The organism is Bradyrhizobium sp. P5_C11_2 (assembly GCF_054049755.1).
This window is the reverse complement of sequence record NZ_JBFULT010000023.1, coordinates 14,308-30,046: the sequence shown is the minus strand read 5'-3', so window position 1 is coordinate 30,046 and position 15,739 is coordinate 14,308. Positions and strand designations below refer to the sequence as shown.

Here is a 15,739-nt window from a genome sequence, read left to right as displayed (position 1 = left end):
GCGCTCAACAGCACCGTGGGCGGTCTGACCATGGCCGACCTTGGATTGTCCTTCAACGAGAACAACGAGCTCGAGCTCGACACCTCGACGCTGTCGGACATCCTGAGCACAAATCTGAGCGGCGTGACCACCCTGTTGTCGGCCCAGACGACGACTTCGTCGAGCCAGCTCAGCGTCGTCAATACCGGAACCTCGCCGCAATCCTTCACCCTGGATCTGACGGTCGATTCCTCCGGCAATCTCAGCTCGGCCTCGGTCGGCGGCGATTCATCGCTCTTCACCGTCAGCGGCACCACGATCATCGGCGCCTCCGGTTCGATCTATGCCGGCATGGCCTTCACCTATAGCGGCTCGACCTCGCAGTCGATCACGGTGACATCGACCTCCGGCCTTGCTACGCAGCTCTATCAGATTGCGAAGAACTACTCGGCGTCGACCGGCGCGCTGCAAACGCAGATCACCAGTCTGACGACGCGCGACGGCGAGCTCCAGCAGAAGGTCGACGACATCAACAGCGCGGCGTCGACGCTGCAGTCGCAGCTCGAGACGCAATACGCGAAATACCAGGCGGCGATCGAGAGCGCCAACAGCACGCTAGATTATCTCAAGGCCCTGCTCAATTCCAGCTCGAGTGATTGATGATGCATAATCCGATGGCGTACATGGCCAACCAGGCCTATCGGGGAACGGCAACGAGCGTGCCGCCACTGAAGGCGGTCTCGATGCTGCTTGGCGGCACGATCACCTTTCTTCAGAAATCGGTCGCCGCGCAGGAGGCGCGCCGCTTCGAGGAGGGGCACGAGCACCTGATGAAGGCGACCGCGATTCTGCGCGGGCTGAGCCACAATCTCGATTTCACCAACGGTGGCGCGGTGGCGGAGCATCTGTTCCAGACCTACAACGCCCTGATCCTGGCGAGCCACAAGGCCTACGGCCGCCCACAGGTACGCKAGAGTTTCCGGCGCATCATCGCCGCTTTGACCGAGCTGCGGGAGGCCTGGGACCAGGTCGATGCGACCATGCGCGGCGGCAAGGCGGTGCCGGCCGATTCGGCCCGCCAGGGCTGAAAAGCTCGGGCTCCCCCATGCCGAGTGGTTCCGGCGATCGTCCGGCCTGCAATCTCCACCGCTTTCCGTCGTGCTGCGGGCGCTTTTGGCGCCTGGGTCCGCCGAAATCCCGTTTCCGCCACGGCTGCAATGCGTTATGACGGGCCTGACCGAGGCGGGATCGGCGGGCGATGGACGTCACCGAGTTTGAGCAATTGATCGATCGGCTGGGCGAGGACCTCTCGCTCTGGCCCGATGACCGGCGCTTGCCCGCCGAGGAGCTGCTGGCGCGATCGTCCGCTGCGCAAGCGCTGCTGGAAGAGGCATGCGCCTTGCGCCGCGCCCTCGCAGCCCCGCCGGTGCGAGCGCCCGCAGGCCTCGCCGACCGCATCGTCGCCGCGGCTGCGAAAATGAAGGACGACACCGCCGAGCCGCGCACCGAAGGCGAGACGGCGGAGAGCTGAAGGGCTCTCGACGTGTCCTAGCGACGCACACATTCTCGTATCCCTTTGAAGACCACTGTATGGGCGTGTCGCGCGCACAGTGAGGCGCGACGGCCGTTCTTCAAACTCGCCGTCGTCCCCGGCGAAGGCCGGGACCCATAACCCCAAATGCTTGTGGCGCGAAGACTCCCACTCCGAGTCTTCGCAAAACTACTCCCTGTGGTTATGGGTCCCGGATCGGCGCTTCGCTACTGGACAGCGCTTCGCGCTGCCAGGCGCTACGCTTGTCCGGGACGACGAGGGGAGGGTGCGAATCCCCGCCTGAATTCGCACGCCCACGCGTTTCATCAGCACACAGATTTCAAGCGCCGCCAGCCGACATCTTTGTCGCCGGAGGCGCGGGGAAGCCGGAGTTTTCTGATGACCGTTTCCGCAACGAGTTCCGCGTCGACCGCCACGACGACGTCGTCGTCGTCGAGCACGTCGTCCAGCTCGACGCTGACATCGAGCGATTTCCTGACCCTGCTGGTCAGCGAGCTCCAGAACCAGAATCCGCTGGATGCGACCTCGACCACCGACCTCGTCAATCAGCTCACCTCCTACGCCAATTTCACCTCCCAGCAGTCGATCAACTCCAGTCTCACTTCGCTCGCGGGTTCGTTCTCGAGCCTCGTGACGCTCAACTCGGTCAACTATATCGGCCACACCGTCGAGGCGAAGACGGACACTACGACGCTGAGCAACGGCTCGGCGACGTTCGGCTACTCGTTGTCATCGGCCGCCTCGAACGTCTCGATCAGCATTCAGGACTCCTCGGGCAACACGGTGTGGACCGGCACCGGGACCGGCAATGCCGGATCTAACAGCTTCACCTGGGACGGCAAGGACTCCAGCGGCAACCAGCTCACCGACGGCGGCCAGTACACGATCTCGGTGACCGCGACGAATTCCACCGGCAATTCGGTCCTCAGCTACACGACCGTTACTGGCAAGGTGACCGGCATCGACACCTCGACCTCCACGCCCTCGCTCACCGTGAACGGCGTGTCCGTCAGCGCCGCCAACATCATCGGCGTCACGTCCTGATCACTTCCGGAGTTCTATCATGAGTCTCAGCGGCGCATTGTCCTCGGCGATCTCGGCGCTCAGCGCGCAGAGCCAGTCCCTGTCGATGATCAGCGATAACATCGCCAATTCCGACACGACCGCCTACAAGACGACGTCCGGAATGTTCGACGCGCTCGTGACCGCATCGAGCAATACGACCTCCTATGCCTCGGGCGGCGTCACCGTCTCCGGCCGCGCCAACATCACCCAGCAGGGCCTGCTGGCCGCGACCTCCAACGCCACCGACGTCGCGATCCAGGGGTCTGGCTTCTTCGCGGTGACCGACGCAACGTCGGGCGGCACTGTCTCCTACACCCGCAACGGCGCCTTCACGACCGACAATGCCGGCTATCTCGAGAACAACGGCTATTACCTCGAAGGCTGGCGCACCGACGCCGACGGCAATGTCGTCGGCAGCGAGTCGGCGAGCAATCTCGAGGCCATCAACACCCAGGTCGCCTCGACCAGCGGCAGTGCCACCACCAAGACCACGATCGCGGCCAACCTGCCGTCGGATGCCGCGACCGGCGACACCTATACCAGCTCGATGACGGTCTACGATTCGCTTGGCGCGGCGAATTCGATGCAGATCACCTGGAGCAAGACCGGGACCAACACCTGGAGTGCGAGTTTTGCCAATCCGACGTCGGCGTCGGACACCACGACCGCGACCGGCACGGCTTCGGGTACGATCGACATCACCTTCAACAGCGACGGCTCGCTGGCCGGCACCAGCCCGGACCCGGCAACCGTCTCGATCACAGGCTGGACCGATGGCGCGGCCGACAGCACCATCACCATGGCCCTCGGTACCGCCGGCAAGACCGACGGGCTGACGCAATACGCTTCCGGCGAGACCACGCCGTCCGTCAACGTCACCAGCATCGACTCGGACGGTCTGTCCTACGGCAAGCTGTCCAGCATCTCGATCGGCAAGAACGGCGTGGTCGACGCCACCTACTCCAACGGTCAGACGATCGCGATCTACAAGATCGCGGTGGCGACTTTCGCCGCGCCCGACGGCCTGTCCGTCTCCAGCGACGGGATCTATTCGGCGACCGTGACGTCGGGAAACGCCTCGTTGCAGGGCTCCGGCGAGAATGGCGCGGGCACGATCTACGGCAGCGAGCTGGAATCCTCGACCACCGACACCTCTAGCCAGTTCTCCAACATGATCTCGGCGCAGCAGGCCTATTCCGCGGCCTCGCAGGTCATCTCGACCGTCAACAAGATGTACGACACCCTGATCTCGGCGATGAGGTGAGCGATGCGCAGCGAACAGGCCAATGCTGCCGGAGAGGCGCTGCTGCGGCGGCTGCAACGGCTGGTGGCGCGGGTCGCGATCGCCAAGGGCGGCAATCGCAGGCAATTGCTCGCGCTGATCGACGACGTCGAGACGGCCCGCCGCGGCCTGTTGCGGGAATGCGCGGAGGTCGAGGGCGAGATGAGGCAGGCCACCGCCAGGGCGACCGCGATCGGCGCTTACCTGCGCAACTCGCAGGCTGGCCGCGGCAAACGGAATAACTAGAAGAAGGCGATGACCATGACTGTAGCTCAAGCCACGAGGACGGGCGCCGCAAATGGCGACATGCGGATCAAGTCGCTGATCGCGCTCATCGACGTCCTGACCGCGCTGGTCGCCGAGGAGAATGCGGAGCTCGCCAAGGGCCTGCCGGCTTCGCGCCTGAAGCAGGTCGACGAGAAGAACCGGCTGGCGGAGGTTTTCGAACGGACCGTTGCCGAGTGCGCGGCGGGGACGACMAGCCTGAACGTATCGGATCGGATCCTGCGTGAGCAGCTCATGGAGCGGATCCTGAAGCTGCGCGCGGCGATGGACGAGAACCTGGTGCGGCTGCGCGCGGCGATCGAGGCCAGCAACCGGCGGATCGAGGCCGTCATGCAGGCGATCCGCGAGCAGATCGCGGCGGTGTCGCCCTATGGCGCCTCCGGCCGCGTCGCCGCACGCGCCGTCTCCAGCGGCACCAGCCGCAGCGCCTGACGATTCGAGGGGTTCGCCGTGTCACTCAATATCGCACGATCGATCGCCTTCAGCGGGCTGTCGGCCACGTCGGTGCAGCTCAGCGTGACGTCGTCGAACATCTCGAATGCCGACACGACGGGCTATACCGAGAAGACCGCGAACCAGTCGAGCAGCGTCACCAACGGCGTCGGCACCGGCGTCACGGTGACCGGCATCACCTCGACGGTCGACAAGCTGCTGTTGAAGTCGCTGGTCGGTGCGACCTCCGATCTCGGCTCGGCCGACACGACCAGCACCTATCTGACCTCGCTCGAAAAGCTCTACGGCTCGACCAGCGGCACCGGCGACAGCTCGACCGGAACCTCGCTCGCCAACAGCATTGCCTCGCTGGAATCGGCGCTGTCGGCGCTGGCGAGCACGCCGAGCAGCGCGTCGCTGCAATCCAACGTCGTCAGCGCGCTCGACGACGTCGCCAGCCAGTTGCGGGAGACGTCGAGCGGCATCCAGAAGCTTCGCGCCGACGCCGACCAGGACATCTCGTCCTCGATCGACGGCGTGAATTCGGATCTGCAAGAGATCGCGGACCTCAACGCCGCGATCAAGCAGACGGCGGCGGCCGGCCAGTCGACCGCGGATCTGGAGGACCAGCGCAACACCGCGCTCCAGGACGTCGCCTCCAAGATGAACATCAGCTATTTCACGGCGTCGAACGGCGATCTCCAGATCTATACCACGTCCGGCCAGGCGCTGGTCGACAGCAGCGCGCATACGATCAGCTATACTGCCGCGTCGAATGTGACATCATCGACGACTTACACAGCCGGCTCCTCGTCGAGCGGCTTCAGCGCGATCACGGTGAACGGGGTCGACATCACCTCCCAGATCACCGGYGGCGACATCGGCGCGCTGGTCACGCTGCGCGACAAGACCCTGCCGGCGGCGCAGTCCCAGCTCGACCAGCTCGCGCAGCAGCTCGCTTCCGCGATGAACGGCATTTCGAACAGCGCCTCCTCAGTGCCGGCCCCCACCAGCCTGACCGGCACGACGGCCGTCACCAGCAGCGCCGCGCTCTCCGCCACCGGCACGGTGCGCATCGCCGCCACCGACCAGAGCGGCAATCTGGTCTCGTACGGCGATCTCGACCTCTCGTCCTATTCCACGGTCGGCGATCTCGTCACCGCGATCAACGGCATCTCCGGACTGTCCGCATCGGTCGATTCGGACGGCCACCTCTCGATCACGGCGACCGGCTCAGGCAACGGCGTCGCCATCAACGAGATGACGAGCTCGGTGGGAAGCTCCGGCGAAGGATTTTCGGAGTATTTCGGCCTCAACGATCTGGTGACGGGAACGAGTGCGTCGGATATCGCGGTCAACAGCAAGATCCTGTCCGGAACCAACGAGCTTCAGCTCGCGACACTGGACTCCTCGTCGAGCCCAGCGGTCGGCAGCACGGTGCTGTCGTCGGGGTCCGCCACCGTCGTCAATGCCTTCTACGACGCCCTGACGGAGTCCCGGACATTTTCGTCCACCGGCGGGCTCGCCGCTACCACTGGCTCCCTTGCCGATTATGCCTCGACCATCGTCGCCGAGGTCGCGAGCAAGTCGTCRCAGGCGTCCACCAACTACACCGCCAAGGAGACCGCGCAGTCGACCTATGCGGACTCGCTGTCGTCGCAGTCCGGCGTCAACCTCGACGAGGAATCGGCGAAGCTCAGCACGCTCCAGAACAAATATTCGGCGGCTTCCGCGTTGATCCAGGCCATCAACTCCATGTACTCGGCGCTGCTCTCCGCCGTGCAGTCGACCTAGAGGGGCAGTAGCCATGGTGGCGATGCGGGTCGCGACTTTCGCGCAGTCGAACAAGATGATCGCCGACGCGATGCGCGTGCAGTCGGTCATGGCCGGGAAGCAGGTCCAGGAATCGTCGGGCGTGGTCTCGAGCGATTTCGGCGGCTACGGCTCGGGCGCGCAGCACGTCGTCAACCTCCAGGTCTCGGTGACGCGCGCGCAATCCTATATCGATGCCGCCACGCTCGCAGACAGCAAGGTCCAGGTGATGTATTCGGCGGTCGGCTCGATGACCGACATCCTCACCCAGCTCCGGTCCCAGCTCAGCGCCGCCTCGACCGGAAGCTCGACCGAGACGAACTCGGTGATCAGCTCCGCCCAGCAGATGCTGGAGCAGATGGGTTCGCTCATGAACACGCAATATGACGGCCAGTACGTCTTTGCCGGCGGCAAGACCGACACGGCGCCGGTCGATCTCACCAGCTTTTCGACCGGCACCGGCTCCACCACGACGGCAGACACCAGCTACTATGATGGCGACGACGAGATCGCCTCGGTGCGCGTCGGTGCCGACGAGACCGTGTCCTATGGCGTCACCGCCGACAATTCGGCGTTCGAGGAGGTGATGCGCGTCCTGAAATTCGTGGCGAACAGCACCTCGCTGTCGTCCGCGGACATCTCCAGCGCACTCGATCTCGCCAGCACGGCGCTCGACGACACGGCGGCGGTGCAGGCCAGGCTTTCCAGCGCGGCGTCCTCGATCGAGACGGCGAGCGCCCGCCAGACCGACTACAAGAGCTATGCCGAGACGTTGTCGAGCGACCTCACCAGCGTCGACGTCGCCGCCATTACGGCGGAGCTCTCGACCTACGAGTCGCAACTGACCGCGTCCTACTCGGCGCTTGGCAAGATACTCAGCCTGAATCTCGCGAGCTACCTGAAATAGGCCGGCCTATTCGGCGGCGATCCGTTCCATCGCCATGGCGCGGAGCCGGGCGCGCTGGATCTTCACGCCATTGGCGCTGTCGGTGATGGGGAAGGCGTCCACGACGTAAAGGCGGGCCGGGACCTTGTAGCCGGCGAGCCGCTCGCGCAGGCGCGCGACCAGAACATCCTGCTGTGGCGGCTCTTGGTGTGGATCTTGGGTCGGAATCACAAAAGCGACGCAGCGCGCCTGTCCCTTCAGGTCGATGGCAACCACCTGGGCGTCGGCAATGCCGGGGCAGGATTTGAGCTCGTCCTCGATCTCGCCGGGCGCGACCAGGAAGCCGCCGAGCCGCATGGCGTCGCCCGCGCGGGTCTCGTAGACGAACGATCCGTCGCCGCGCAGGCGGCCGATGTCGCCGGTCCGGAAGAAGCCGTCGGTGGTGAGCGCGTCGCGCGTGGCTTGCGGATTGTTGAAATAGCCGAGGAAGCGCGACGGTGCGCTGATCTCGATCTCGCCGGAAACGCCGGTCGCGGCCAGCTCGCCCGTCTCGGTGTCGCGCACGCGGACTTTTGCCTCGGGCGACATCGGCCAGCCGCCACCCTCGACGCGGTCAGCGAAGGTGTCGCTGGCGCGGCCGATCGAGAACAGCGCCTGCACCTCGCTCGAACCGTAGAGGCCGAACAGCGGCATGCCGCGCGCCTCCGCCTCCGCGGCCAGCTCGCGCCAGCCGGGCTGGAACGCAGCGAAGCCGAACGCTTCAGCCTGCGGGAACGGACGCGGCAAATCAGTCAGCGCCAAAATGCGGCGGAACATCTCGTCCGAGCCGAAGGCATGCGTGATCTTGTGCCGGCCGAGAATGTTCAGCGCCGGCGCCGCCTCGAAGGCGTCCAGCACATGGATCGTCACACCGGCGGCGAGGAAGGCGAGCAGGCTGGTCATGCCAAAGGTGCCGCAGAACGGCAGCATGGCCAGCAGCGAATGACGCTGCGGCGAGAGCGCAAGCGCCCTGGCGACGGAGGTGGCGTGCGAGGCCAGCGTCCGCTGCGAATGCGCCACGAGTTTGGGACCCTTGGTCGTGCCCGAGGTCGTGTAGAGCAGGACCGGCAGGTCGGCATCGTCCTGGGCCGGGGGCGCCGGCGGATAGGGCTTGTCGAAGGCATCGAACCGCACGCAGGGCCAGTGCGCGGGGATCGCGTCCGCGCCGACCACCGCGAGCTCTTGCAGCGCGGGCACGTCGGCCTTGGGGACGTCGGCAAGAATCGCCGCGAAATCGATCGAGCGGAACGCGGCTTCGACCACCATCAGCCTGGCGCCGGACACCTTGAGCAGATGCGCGACCTCGGCGCTGCGGTAGCGGGTGTTGACGGCGGCGACGACCGCGCCGAGGCGGGCGGCGGCGAACAGCAGCGCGATCCATTCGACCCGGTTGACCAGCCAGACCGCGACCACGTCGCCTCTACCGATGCCTTGCGCAGCAAGCCAGGCGGCGGTCTGCTCGACCTTTCCGAGAAATTCGGTGCGAGAGACGGGTGTGCCGTCGACGACGAAGGCGGGACCGGCGGTCTCGGACCCGATCAGCGCGTGCAGTGAAAAATCCTCGGCGTGCATGGCGACCGGAGTAACCCGATCGCGCAAAGCTGTCTACTTGGTGCCGAACATCCGGTCGCCGGCATCGCCGAGGCCCGGCACGATGTAGCCGTGGTCGTTGAGCCGCTCATCGATCGCGGCGGTCCAGACCGGCACGTCGCCATGCTCCTGCTGGAACCGTTTGATGCCTTCGGGCGCGGCCAGCAGGCACACGAAGCGGATGTCGCGGGCGCCGCGCGCCTTGAGCAGGGACGCGCCGGCGCAGGCCGAATTGCCGGTCGCCAGCATCGGATCCATCAGGATCACGGTACGGTCGGACAGGTCCTGCGGCGCCTTGAAGTAATATTCCACCGCCTGCAACGTCTGGGGATCGCGGTAGAGCCCGATATGGGCGATGCGCGCCGACGGCATCAGCGCCAGCATGCCGTCGAGGAAGCCGACGCCCGCGCGCAGGATCGGTGCCAGCGTGAGCTTCTTGCCGGCGATCTTCGGCGCCAGCATCGGGGCGATCGGCGTCTCGATCTCGACCAGCTCCAGCGGCAGGTCGCGCGTCACCTCGTAGCAGAGCAGCATCCCGATCTCGTTCAGGATCTCGCGAAAGCTCTTGGTCGAGCGGTCCTTCTCCCGCATCAGGGAGAGCTTGTGCTGGACCAGGGGGTGGGCGACGACGTTGACGTTGCTGGTGCTCATGAAACCGATCTACACGGTTCCGTGAAACTGCGCCAGATCGGGCGGGCATTTTCCGCGGGATACGAGGCCTCGAGCAGGCGTCGCAACCGCCGCGCGGGCCCGGTTGCTTGCCTCGTAGGCAGCCATGGTCAATTCGCGGTCGATCGCCGCGCGCGTGGCGATGTGGAGCTAAACCCCGAGCCCGCGTGCGAGAAGCGTGATCACGAGCGTCAGGATCGCGCCCCAGACCAGGCTCAGCGTCATGGTCAGGATTGTCGTGGTGACCGCATGCTCCAGATTTCCCTTGAGGAGCTGCATGCTAGCCGTCCGAAGCTGGCGCTGCGGTGAGGCGCATGCCGAACAGCAACGCACCCATCAGCGCGACCAGGACGGCGATCTTGAGCTCGATCATGTCCGCCGCCTTGCGGCCACGCGCGCGAGCAGTTGCCTGGCACCCGCCAGCAATCGCGTGGCCAGCACGATCAGCGGATTGCCGCGGTTCTCGATGTCGAGCTCAAAAGTCTCGGTGGGAAACACCAGCGCGCATGTTGCCGGCCTGCTGTGCCGGTTGGCGAAATCGACCGCCGAGCTCTTGAACAGGAACAGGCCGCCGATGCGTCCGCTCGCTTCCCGGGCGACCCAGAGGCCGGCCGTGTTGCGCCCGACGAAGAAGGCGGGAATGGAGGCGCTGACGACATCGGGATCGAGCGGCTTGAGCGGCACCTGCGTCTGCCGGGCTTCGGGTCCGCGACGAGCAGCTTGGAAAGCTATCGCCGCCATGGCGGCCTCCTCACACATCTGCAAAGTCATGATGATGTGCCATGTCGGTCAGGCGTGAAGGTGCCAGACATAGATCGCGGTCTTCAGCGCGATGAACGCGGTGAGCACGGTGCCCATCGAGAGCAGGGCCAGTGCGCTCAGCGCGAGGCGCTTGAGCTGGGCCTTGCGTTCCTTCGAGATTCGCGGCCGTTGTTCGACCTCGTCGAAGGGCCGGTCAAAGCCATGTGTCAGCATCGACATTTTGGAAGTCCTTGTCCGTGGCGCGGCGAAACGGCCGCTCCATTCCACCTCGTATGATGTCGATCGCCGCGTAGGATTGCGAGATGAGCGCCGAGGCCGCCGTATAGGAATGTCATAAAGACGCCGATCGCCGCGACGGCAGCCCTCTGAACAGGTCGGGATTGCGCTTCGGTCGAGCCTGAGACGATGCGGGGGCCGAAAGCGTCATCCCGATGGCAGCGGCAAAGGCGAGCCGCAATCGCGGTTCCTCGATCTGCTCGCAGAAGCATTGCAGGGTCGCTTCCGCATTCTGTTGCTGACCGCTGATGGCCGCACAGAGCTGGGAGCTGGTTCGCCGGAAGAAGTGGAGAGAGTCCTCGGTGCTGTGGYGGCCGCCCTGACGATCGAGCTCAGCCGCGAGTGCCGCGACATTGAGCCTGTCGGAATCATCCAGCGTCACGGCAAAGCGCAGCAGCGCCAGCTTCCAGGCGCGGAGCAGCCTATGGGGTCCTTCGACTGATTGCAGCATGCGATATCCGGATCGCCCTCGACGCGTCAGGCTCTGATGCTGTCGATCAGCTCCTCATCGGCGATCGCGGCGAATGCTCGTACCACCTCTCTCCGCGCGGCCGCGTCCAGCGGCACAATCGGCAGCCGTGTCTCTGCCGACATCAGGCCAAGCACGCTGAGGGCGTATTTGAGCGCCGCCGGGCTCTCCCTGGAGAGGCAGACGATGAGCGGAACGAGGCGCCTGTGCAGGTAGCGCGCGGACTGCAGGCGGCCCTGCCTGACGTGCGAGTAGATGGTACGGCAGAGATCCGGCGCGACGTTGGCAATCTCCGAGATCGCGCCGTCGCCGCCATCCGCGATGAAGCCGAAAGTGGTGGCGTCGTCGCCGGACAGCAGGCGAAAGCCCGCCGGCAGGTGTCGGGCGAGGCGCAGCGGGCGGGTGATGTCACCGCTGCCATCGCGCAGGCCCACGAACCGGCGGGATTCGACGAGACGCAGAAGCGTCTCGTCGGCGAGCGGGCGCAGCGTGCGCGAGGGAACATCGTGCAGGATCATCGGCAAACCGATCGAACCGGAAATGGCGCGAAAGTGCGCCAGCATCCCCTCCTGCATCGGCTTGTTGTAGGCCGGCACCACCGACATGACGGCATCGGCACCGGCCGCCTCCGCCCGCCGCGCGAGTTCGATGGCATGGCCGGTCGCATTCGACATCGCGCCGGCGATGACCCGCACGCGGCCGCGGACGACGTCGATGGCGGTGCGAATGACGAGCTCCTGCTCGGCCGGCGAGAGCGTCGGCGCCTCGCCGGCCGTCTCGCAGACCACGAGCGCGGGAACGCCGGCGGCGACCTGCCGCTCGCAGAGTGCGGCGAACGCCTCGAGGTCGATCGCATCCGCCGCATCGAACGGGGTCGGCATGTCCGGGATGAAGCCGGTGAACCAGGCTGAGGGAGGGATGAACATGGCTTTTCGCCTGAAGGCGCCGGCTCAGGCGGCGCGCCGCGAGATATCGCTGTTGGGGCTCTTGCCCATGTCGAGCTCGATCTCGCGCGGCAGCTCGACGATGGTCTCCGGATGCTGCCCGTTCTCGAACAGCGCGTATTTGATGGCCTGGGCGCGGCTGACGAACAGGCCGCCATAGAGGCCGTTCTGCTCCTGCGCGACCCATTGTCCCCTGTGGTTACGGCCGATGAAAACGATGGTCGAAGGGGAGCTGCACGAGGGAGGTTCGACGAGTTTCATTTACTTATTCCTTCCGATTGACGGAGGTGGCGGGCGCGAGCCCGCAACCGTTCGATCAATATCAGTTCAAGCGAATATGATTTCGAGTGAGGCCGCGCGACGATCTCATAGGAAGCTCATAAAGCCGGCCGCTCAGGCCACATCATTGGCGATGTGGACCAGCGCGAACAGCGCGCCGAAGGCGACAGCTTCGTCCCAATGATTGAGCGCCGCGCCGAACAGCGGCTCGCGCCTGATGAGGCCGGCGAGGGCGCACAGGATAATCGACATCCAGAGCAGGGCGGCGAGGCTTCGGCCAAAGCCGATGCTGCCGAATGCGGCAAAGGTGGCGAGCAGCGCGATGCGGACGGCAAATCGAGCCATCACGCGCGTCGGGCTCAGCGTGCGCGGCATGTCCGGAGATTGCGACAAGGCCAAATCCCGTTTGGCATCCTAGCCGAAATTATCGCAGCCGACCGGTTCGTAGAGCGGGTCCAGGGTCGGGCGCACGGAGGGGACGCTGGGCCGCGACACCTCCACGGCCAATGCTCGCACCTCGACGAAGGCCGACAGCAGGGCGAGGGCGAGATCGGTGTGGTGGGCTTCGACCGCGGCGTCCAGCCAGTCCGGCAATTCGCGTTCACGCGACAGCGCGCAATGCCACTCGCCTTCGTCATAGGCGATGCGGCGGACCTGCCACAGCGGCAGCTCGACAGCCATCAGCGCCAGCGCGGCATCAGTCCAGGCCTCCGCATCGATCAGGCGCATGACGTGCGTCGAGCGCTCGCTCTGTCCGGGCGAAGCAAGGCGCCGGCAGGCGAGATCAATGATCTCGCGCATCAGTGGCCGTGTCATCGTATGCGCATTGCGCAGGCGTTCGCCGAGCGAAGGTGGATCGTAGCGTCGGAGTGCGGCGGTCATGTAGGCCTCCTGGAATTGGTGTCGGTCAGTCGGCCGGCATTCCCAAGATGGCTGGAAGGGCATTTGAAAACGAGATGAGAAGGGGGCGGGAGATATAAGGATTTCATAAGTGCCCGTGCTTCCGGGCGAGAAGCACGGACGGCGCCCATTCCCGACTGTCGTCTCTGCCGCAGGTGGAGTCCTATACAAACAGGCTTTTTGAAAAGACCCTGGCCGCGGTCTGCCGTAACAATCGGTGGCGATGGTGATGGTGGACCGCGTCGCTGTGCCGCCTCTCCGCACGACCGCCTGGAATGCGTTGTCGGTGTCACATGCCGCCGGTCGCGACGTGCCGGCCTTTATGAGATTCCTATAACTTCGCCATAGGCCTCATCTCGAAAACCTATGTGCGCGATGGCACTTCATCGCGGTGAAAGTTCCGGCCGGGCGCCGCGCGAGACGCGTTGCATTCGGGCGCGGCAAGCGGTCCGCCGGGGCCAGACACAGGTTGCGCCGGATATCGTCTCGTAATGAGGAGTATCGCCATGATGGACATTCTGATGCTGGCGCTGGGCTTCGGCTTCTTCGCGCTCGCGATCGGCTACACCTACGCCTGCGAACGGCTTTGATGGAGCGGACCATGATCTTCGATTATTCGCTCGCCAGCGCCGTCTCGCTCGGCCTGCTGTTCTACCTCACTTACGCGTTGCTGCGGCCCGAGCGGTTCTGATCCGTGCTGCTGCTTGTCAAATTGCTGTTGGCCGACGCCACGCTCGTCGCCTGCCTGCTTGCGCTGCTCCTGCCGCTCCTGCGCCGGACACAAAGCCTAAAGGGTTAATGCCATGACTATGATCGGTTGGCTCCAGATCATTCTTTATTGCGCCATCGTCGTTGCGCTGACCAAGCCGCTCGGCTGGTACATGACGCGCGTGTTCAACGGCGAGCGGACGTTCATGTCGCCGGTGCTGCGCCCGATCGAGGCCGGCATCTACTGGTTTTCCGGCGTCGACGAGAGGCGCGAGCAGCATTGGCTGACCTATACGGTCTCCATGCTGCTGTTCCATATCGGGGGCTTCCTCATCATCTACGGCGTGATGCGGCTCCAGGCCGTGCTGCCCTTCAATCCGGCCGGGCAGGGTGCGGTCGCCCAGGATCTCTCCTTCAACACCGCGATCTCCTTCATCACCAACACCAACTGGCAGAACTACGGCGGCGAGAGCACGATCTCGTACCTCGTGCAGATGCTTGGTTTGACGCACCAGAACTTCCTGTCGGCGGCAACCGGCATTGCGCTCGCGGTCGCCCTGATCCGCGGCTTCTCGCGCGCCTCGATGCGCACGGTCGGCAATTTCTGGGTCGACGTCACCCGCACCACGCTCTATGTGCTGCTGCCGATCTGCGTCGTCTACACGCTGTTCCTGGTCTGGCAGGGCATCCCGCAGACGCTGGGGCCGTATGTCGAGGCCACGACGCTCGAAGGCGCCAAGCAGACCATCGCGCTTGGCCCCGTCGCCTCGCAGGTCGCGATCAAGATGCTCGGCACCAATGGCGGCGGCTTCTTCAACGCCAACGCCGCGCATCCTTTCGAGAATCCGACCGCGCTGTCGAACTTCATCCAGATGCTGTCGATCTTCGCGATCGGCGCGGCGCTGACCAACGTGTTTGGTCGCATGGTCGGCAACCAGCGCCAGGGCTGGGCAATCCTGTCCGTGATGGGCGTGCTGTTCCTCGCCGGTGTCGCCGTCACCTATTGGGCCGAAGCCAACGGTACCTCGACGCTGCATGCGCTCGGCCTGACCGGCGGCAACATGGAGGGCAAGGAGGTGCGCTTCGGCATCGTCGCGTCGTCGCTGTTCGCCGTGATCACGACGGCGGCGTCCTGCGGCGCGGTCAATGCCATGCATGACAGCTTCACCGCGCTCGGCGGCATGATCCCGCTGATCAACATGCAGCTCGGCGAGATCATCATCGGCGGCGTCGGCGCCGGCCTCTACGGCATGCTGCTGTTCGTCGTGCTCGCGATCTTCGTGGCGGGCCTGATGGTCGGCCGCACGCCGGAATATGTCGGCAAGAAGATCGAGGCGCGCGAGGTCAAGATGGCGATGCTCGCGATCCTGGTGCTGCCGCTGATGTATCTCGGCTGGACCGCGGTCGGCGTGGTCTATCCGGCGGCGGTCGCCTCGATGGCGAATGCCGGGCCGCACGGCTTCACCGAGGTGCTCTACGCCTTCACCTCGGCGACCGGCAACAACGGCTCGGCCTTTGCGGGCCTCACCGGCAACACGCTGTTCTACAACCTCACGCTCGCAAGCGCGATGTTCGTCGGCCGCTTCTTCATGATCGTCCCGGCGATGGCGATCGCGGGTTCGCTGGCCGCCAAGAAATCCATTCCGCCGTCGGCGGGCACATTCCCGACCACCGGCGGCCTGTTCGTCGGCCTCGTGGTCGGCGTGATCCTGATCATCGGCGGCCTGACCTTCTTCCCGGCGCTCGCGCTCGGCCCGATCGTCGAGCAGCTCGCGATGAACGCCGGCCAAGTCTTCTGATCGACAAGTCT

At 65.2% G+C, this 15,739-nt stretch carries 21 protein-coding genes; 11 read left to right on the top strand and 10 right to left on the bottom strand.

Annotation, left to right across the window (positions count from 1 at the left end; genetic code table 11):
* From fliD to ACXJL8_RS04535, 9 genes are all read left to right on the top strand, one after another.
* A partial coding sequence (fliD, locus tag ACXJL8_RS04575) for a flagellar filament capping protein FliD (protein WP_456684671.1) occupies nt 1–639 on the top strand: 639 nt, incomplete at its 5' end.
* On the top strand, nt 639–1,067 hold the full coding sequence (locus tag ACXJL8_RS04570) for a flagellar export chaperone FliS (protein WP_456684670.1): 429 nt from the start codon (nt 639–641) through the stop codon (nt 1,065–1,067). The genes fliD and ACXJL8_RS04570, both read left to right, overlap by 1 nt.
* A gap of 170 nt (nt 1,068–1,237) precedes the next feature.
* Nucleotides 1,238–1,510, top strand: coding sequence for a hypothetical protein (locus ACXJL8_RS04565; protein ID WP_456617996.1), 273 nt, complete (start codon nt 1,238–1,240; stop codon nt 1,508–1,510).
* A 399-nt stretch (nt 1,511–1,909) separates the two neighbouring features.
* Nucleotides 1,910–2,575, top strand: a complete 666-nt coding sequence (locus tag ACXJL8_RS04560) for a flagellar hook assembly protein FlgD (RefSeq protein ID WP_456617995.1) — start codon at nt 1,910–1,912, stop codon at nt 2,573–2,575.
* Between the two features lie 19 nt (nt 2,576–2,594).
* On the top strand, nt 2,595–3,860 hold the full coding sequence (gene flgE, locus ACXJL8_RS04555; RefSeq protein ID WP_456617994.1) for a flagellar hook protein FlgE: 1,266 nt from the start codon (nt 2,595–2,597) through the stop codon (nt 3,858–3,860).
* A gap of 3 nt (nt 3,861–3,863) precedes the next feature.
* Complete coding sequence (locus ACXJL8_RS04550; protein WP_456617993.1) at nt 3,864–4,124, top strand: hypothetical protein; 261 nt, start codon at nt 3,864–3,866, stop codon at nt 4,122–4,124.
* A 15-nt stretch (nt 4,125–4,139) separates the two neighbouring features.
* Entirely contained in the window at nt 4,140–4,595 is a 456-nt protein-coding gene (locus ACXJL8_RS04545) for a flagellar protein FlgN (RefSeq protein WP_456618099.1), read from the top strand.
* An 18-nt stretch (nt 4,596–4,613) separates the two neighbouring features.
* The gene (gene flgK / locus ACXJL8_RS04540) at nt 4,614–6,389 is read left to right on the top strand and encodes a flagellar hook-associated protein FlgK (protein ID WP_456617992.1); all 1,776 of its coding nucleotides are present in this window, start codon (nt 4,614–4,616) and stop codon (nt 6,387–6,389) included.
* A gap of 13 nt (nt 6,390–6,402) precedes the next feature.
* Nucleotides 6,403–7,314 carry a flagellin gene (locus ACXJL8_RS04535; RefSeq protein WP_456617991.1) on the top strand — a complete coding sequence of 304 codons (912 nt, stop codon included), beginning with the start codon at nt 6,403–6,405 and terminating at the stop codon, nt 7,312–7,314.
* A 6-nt stretch (nt 7,315–7,320) separates the two neighbouring features.
* Here ACXJL8_RS04535 and ACXJL8_RS04530 read toward each other — a convergent pair whose 3' ends face one another.
* From ACXJL8_RS04530 to ACXJL8_RS04485, 10 genes are all read right to left on the bottom strand, one after another.
* A complete protein-coding gene (locus ACXJL8_RS04530) occupies nt 7,321–8,904 on the bottom strand; it encodes an AMP-binding protein (RefSeq protein ID WP_456618098.1) in 1,584 nt (527 codons plus the stop codon).
* A gap of 33 nt (nt 8,905–8,937) precedes the next feature.
* Nucleotides 8,938–9,573 carry a uracil phosphoribosyltransferase gene (gene upp / locus ACXJL8_RS04525; RefSeq protein ID WP_456617990.1) on the bottom strand — a complete coding sequence of 212 codons (636 nt, stop codon included), beginning with the start codon at nt 9,571–9,573 and terminating at the stop codon, nt 8,938–8,940.
* A 168-nt stretch (nt 9,574–9,741) separates the two neighbouring features.
* A complete protein-coding gene (locus ACXJL8_RS04520; protein ID WP_456617989.1) occupies nt 9,742–9,870 on the bottom strand; it encodes a hypothetical protein in 129 nt (42 codons plus the stop codon).
* Nucleotides 9,871–9,960: 90 nt separating this feature from the next.
* Nucleotides 9,961–10,362: a hypothetical protein gene (locus ACXJL8_RS04515; RefSeq protein ID WP_456617988.1), complete on the bottom strand. Its 402-nt coding sequence runs from the start codon at nt 10,360–10,362 to the stop codon at nt 9,961–9,963.
* Between the two features lie 18 nt (nt 10,363–10,380).
* The gene (locus ACXJL8_RS04510; RefSeq protein WP_456617987.1) at nt 10,381–10,572 is read right to left on the bottom strand and encodes a hypothetical protein; all 192 of its coding nucleotides are present in this window, start codon (nt 10,570–10,572) and stop codon (nt 10,381–10,383) included.
* Between the two features lie 112 nt (nt 10,573–10,684).
* Nucleotides 10,685–11,080, bottom strand: a complete 396-nt coding sequence (locus tag ACXJL8_RS04505) for a hypothetical protein (RefSeq protein WP_456684669.1) — start codon at nt 11,078–11,080, stop codon at nt 10,685–10,687.
* Nucleotides 11,081–11,106: 26 nt separating this feature from the next.
* A complete protein-coding gene (gene dapA / locus ACXJL8_RS04500) occupies nt 11,107–12,024 on the bottom strand; it encodes a 4-hydroxy-tetrahydrodipicolinate synthase (RefSeq protein WP_456617985.1) in 918 nt (305 codons plus the stop codon).
* Between the two features lie 24 nt (nt 12,025–12,048).
* Nucleotides 12,049–12,303, bottom strand: a complete 255-nt coding sequence (locus ACXJL8_RS04495) for a hypothetical protein (protein ID WP_456617984.1) — start codon at nt 12,301–12,303, stop codon at nt 12,049–12,051.
* A 132-nt stretch (nt 12,304–12,435) separates the two neighbouring features.
* The gene (locus ACXJL8_RS04490; protein ID WP_456617983.1) at nt 12,436–12,714 is read right to left on the bottom strand and encodes a hypothetical protein; all 279 of its coding nucleotides are present in this window, start codon (nt 12,712–12,714) and stop codon (nt 12,436–12,438) included.
* Between the two features lie 21 nt (nt 12,715–12,735).
* A complete protein-coding gene (locus ACXJL8_RS04485; RefSeq protein ID WP_456617982.1) occupies nt 12,736–13,203 on the bottom strand; it encodes a hypothetical protein in 468 nt (155 codons plus the stop codon).
* Nucleotides 13,204–13,822: 619 nt separating this feature from the next.
* Between ACXJL8_RS04485 and ACXJL8_RS04480 the strand changes: the two genes are divergently transcribed.
* Nucleotides 13,823–13,912: a K(+)-transporting ATPase subunit F gene (locus tag ACXJL8_RS04480; protein ID WP_456617981.1), complete on the top strand. Its 90-nt coding sequence runs from the start codon at nt 13,823–13,825 to the stop codon at nt 13,910–13,912.
* 112 nt (nt 13,913–14,024) lie between these two features.
* The gene (gene kdpA, locus ACXJL8_RS04475) at nt 14,025–15,728 is read left to right on the top strand and encodes a potassium-transporting ATPase subunit KdpA (RefSeq protein WP_456617980.1); all 1,704 of its coding nucleotides are present in this window, start codon (nt 14,025–14,027) and stop codon (nt 15,726–15,728) included.
* The last annotated feature ends 11 nt before the right edge of the window (nt 15,729–15,739 follow it).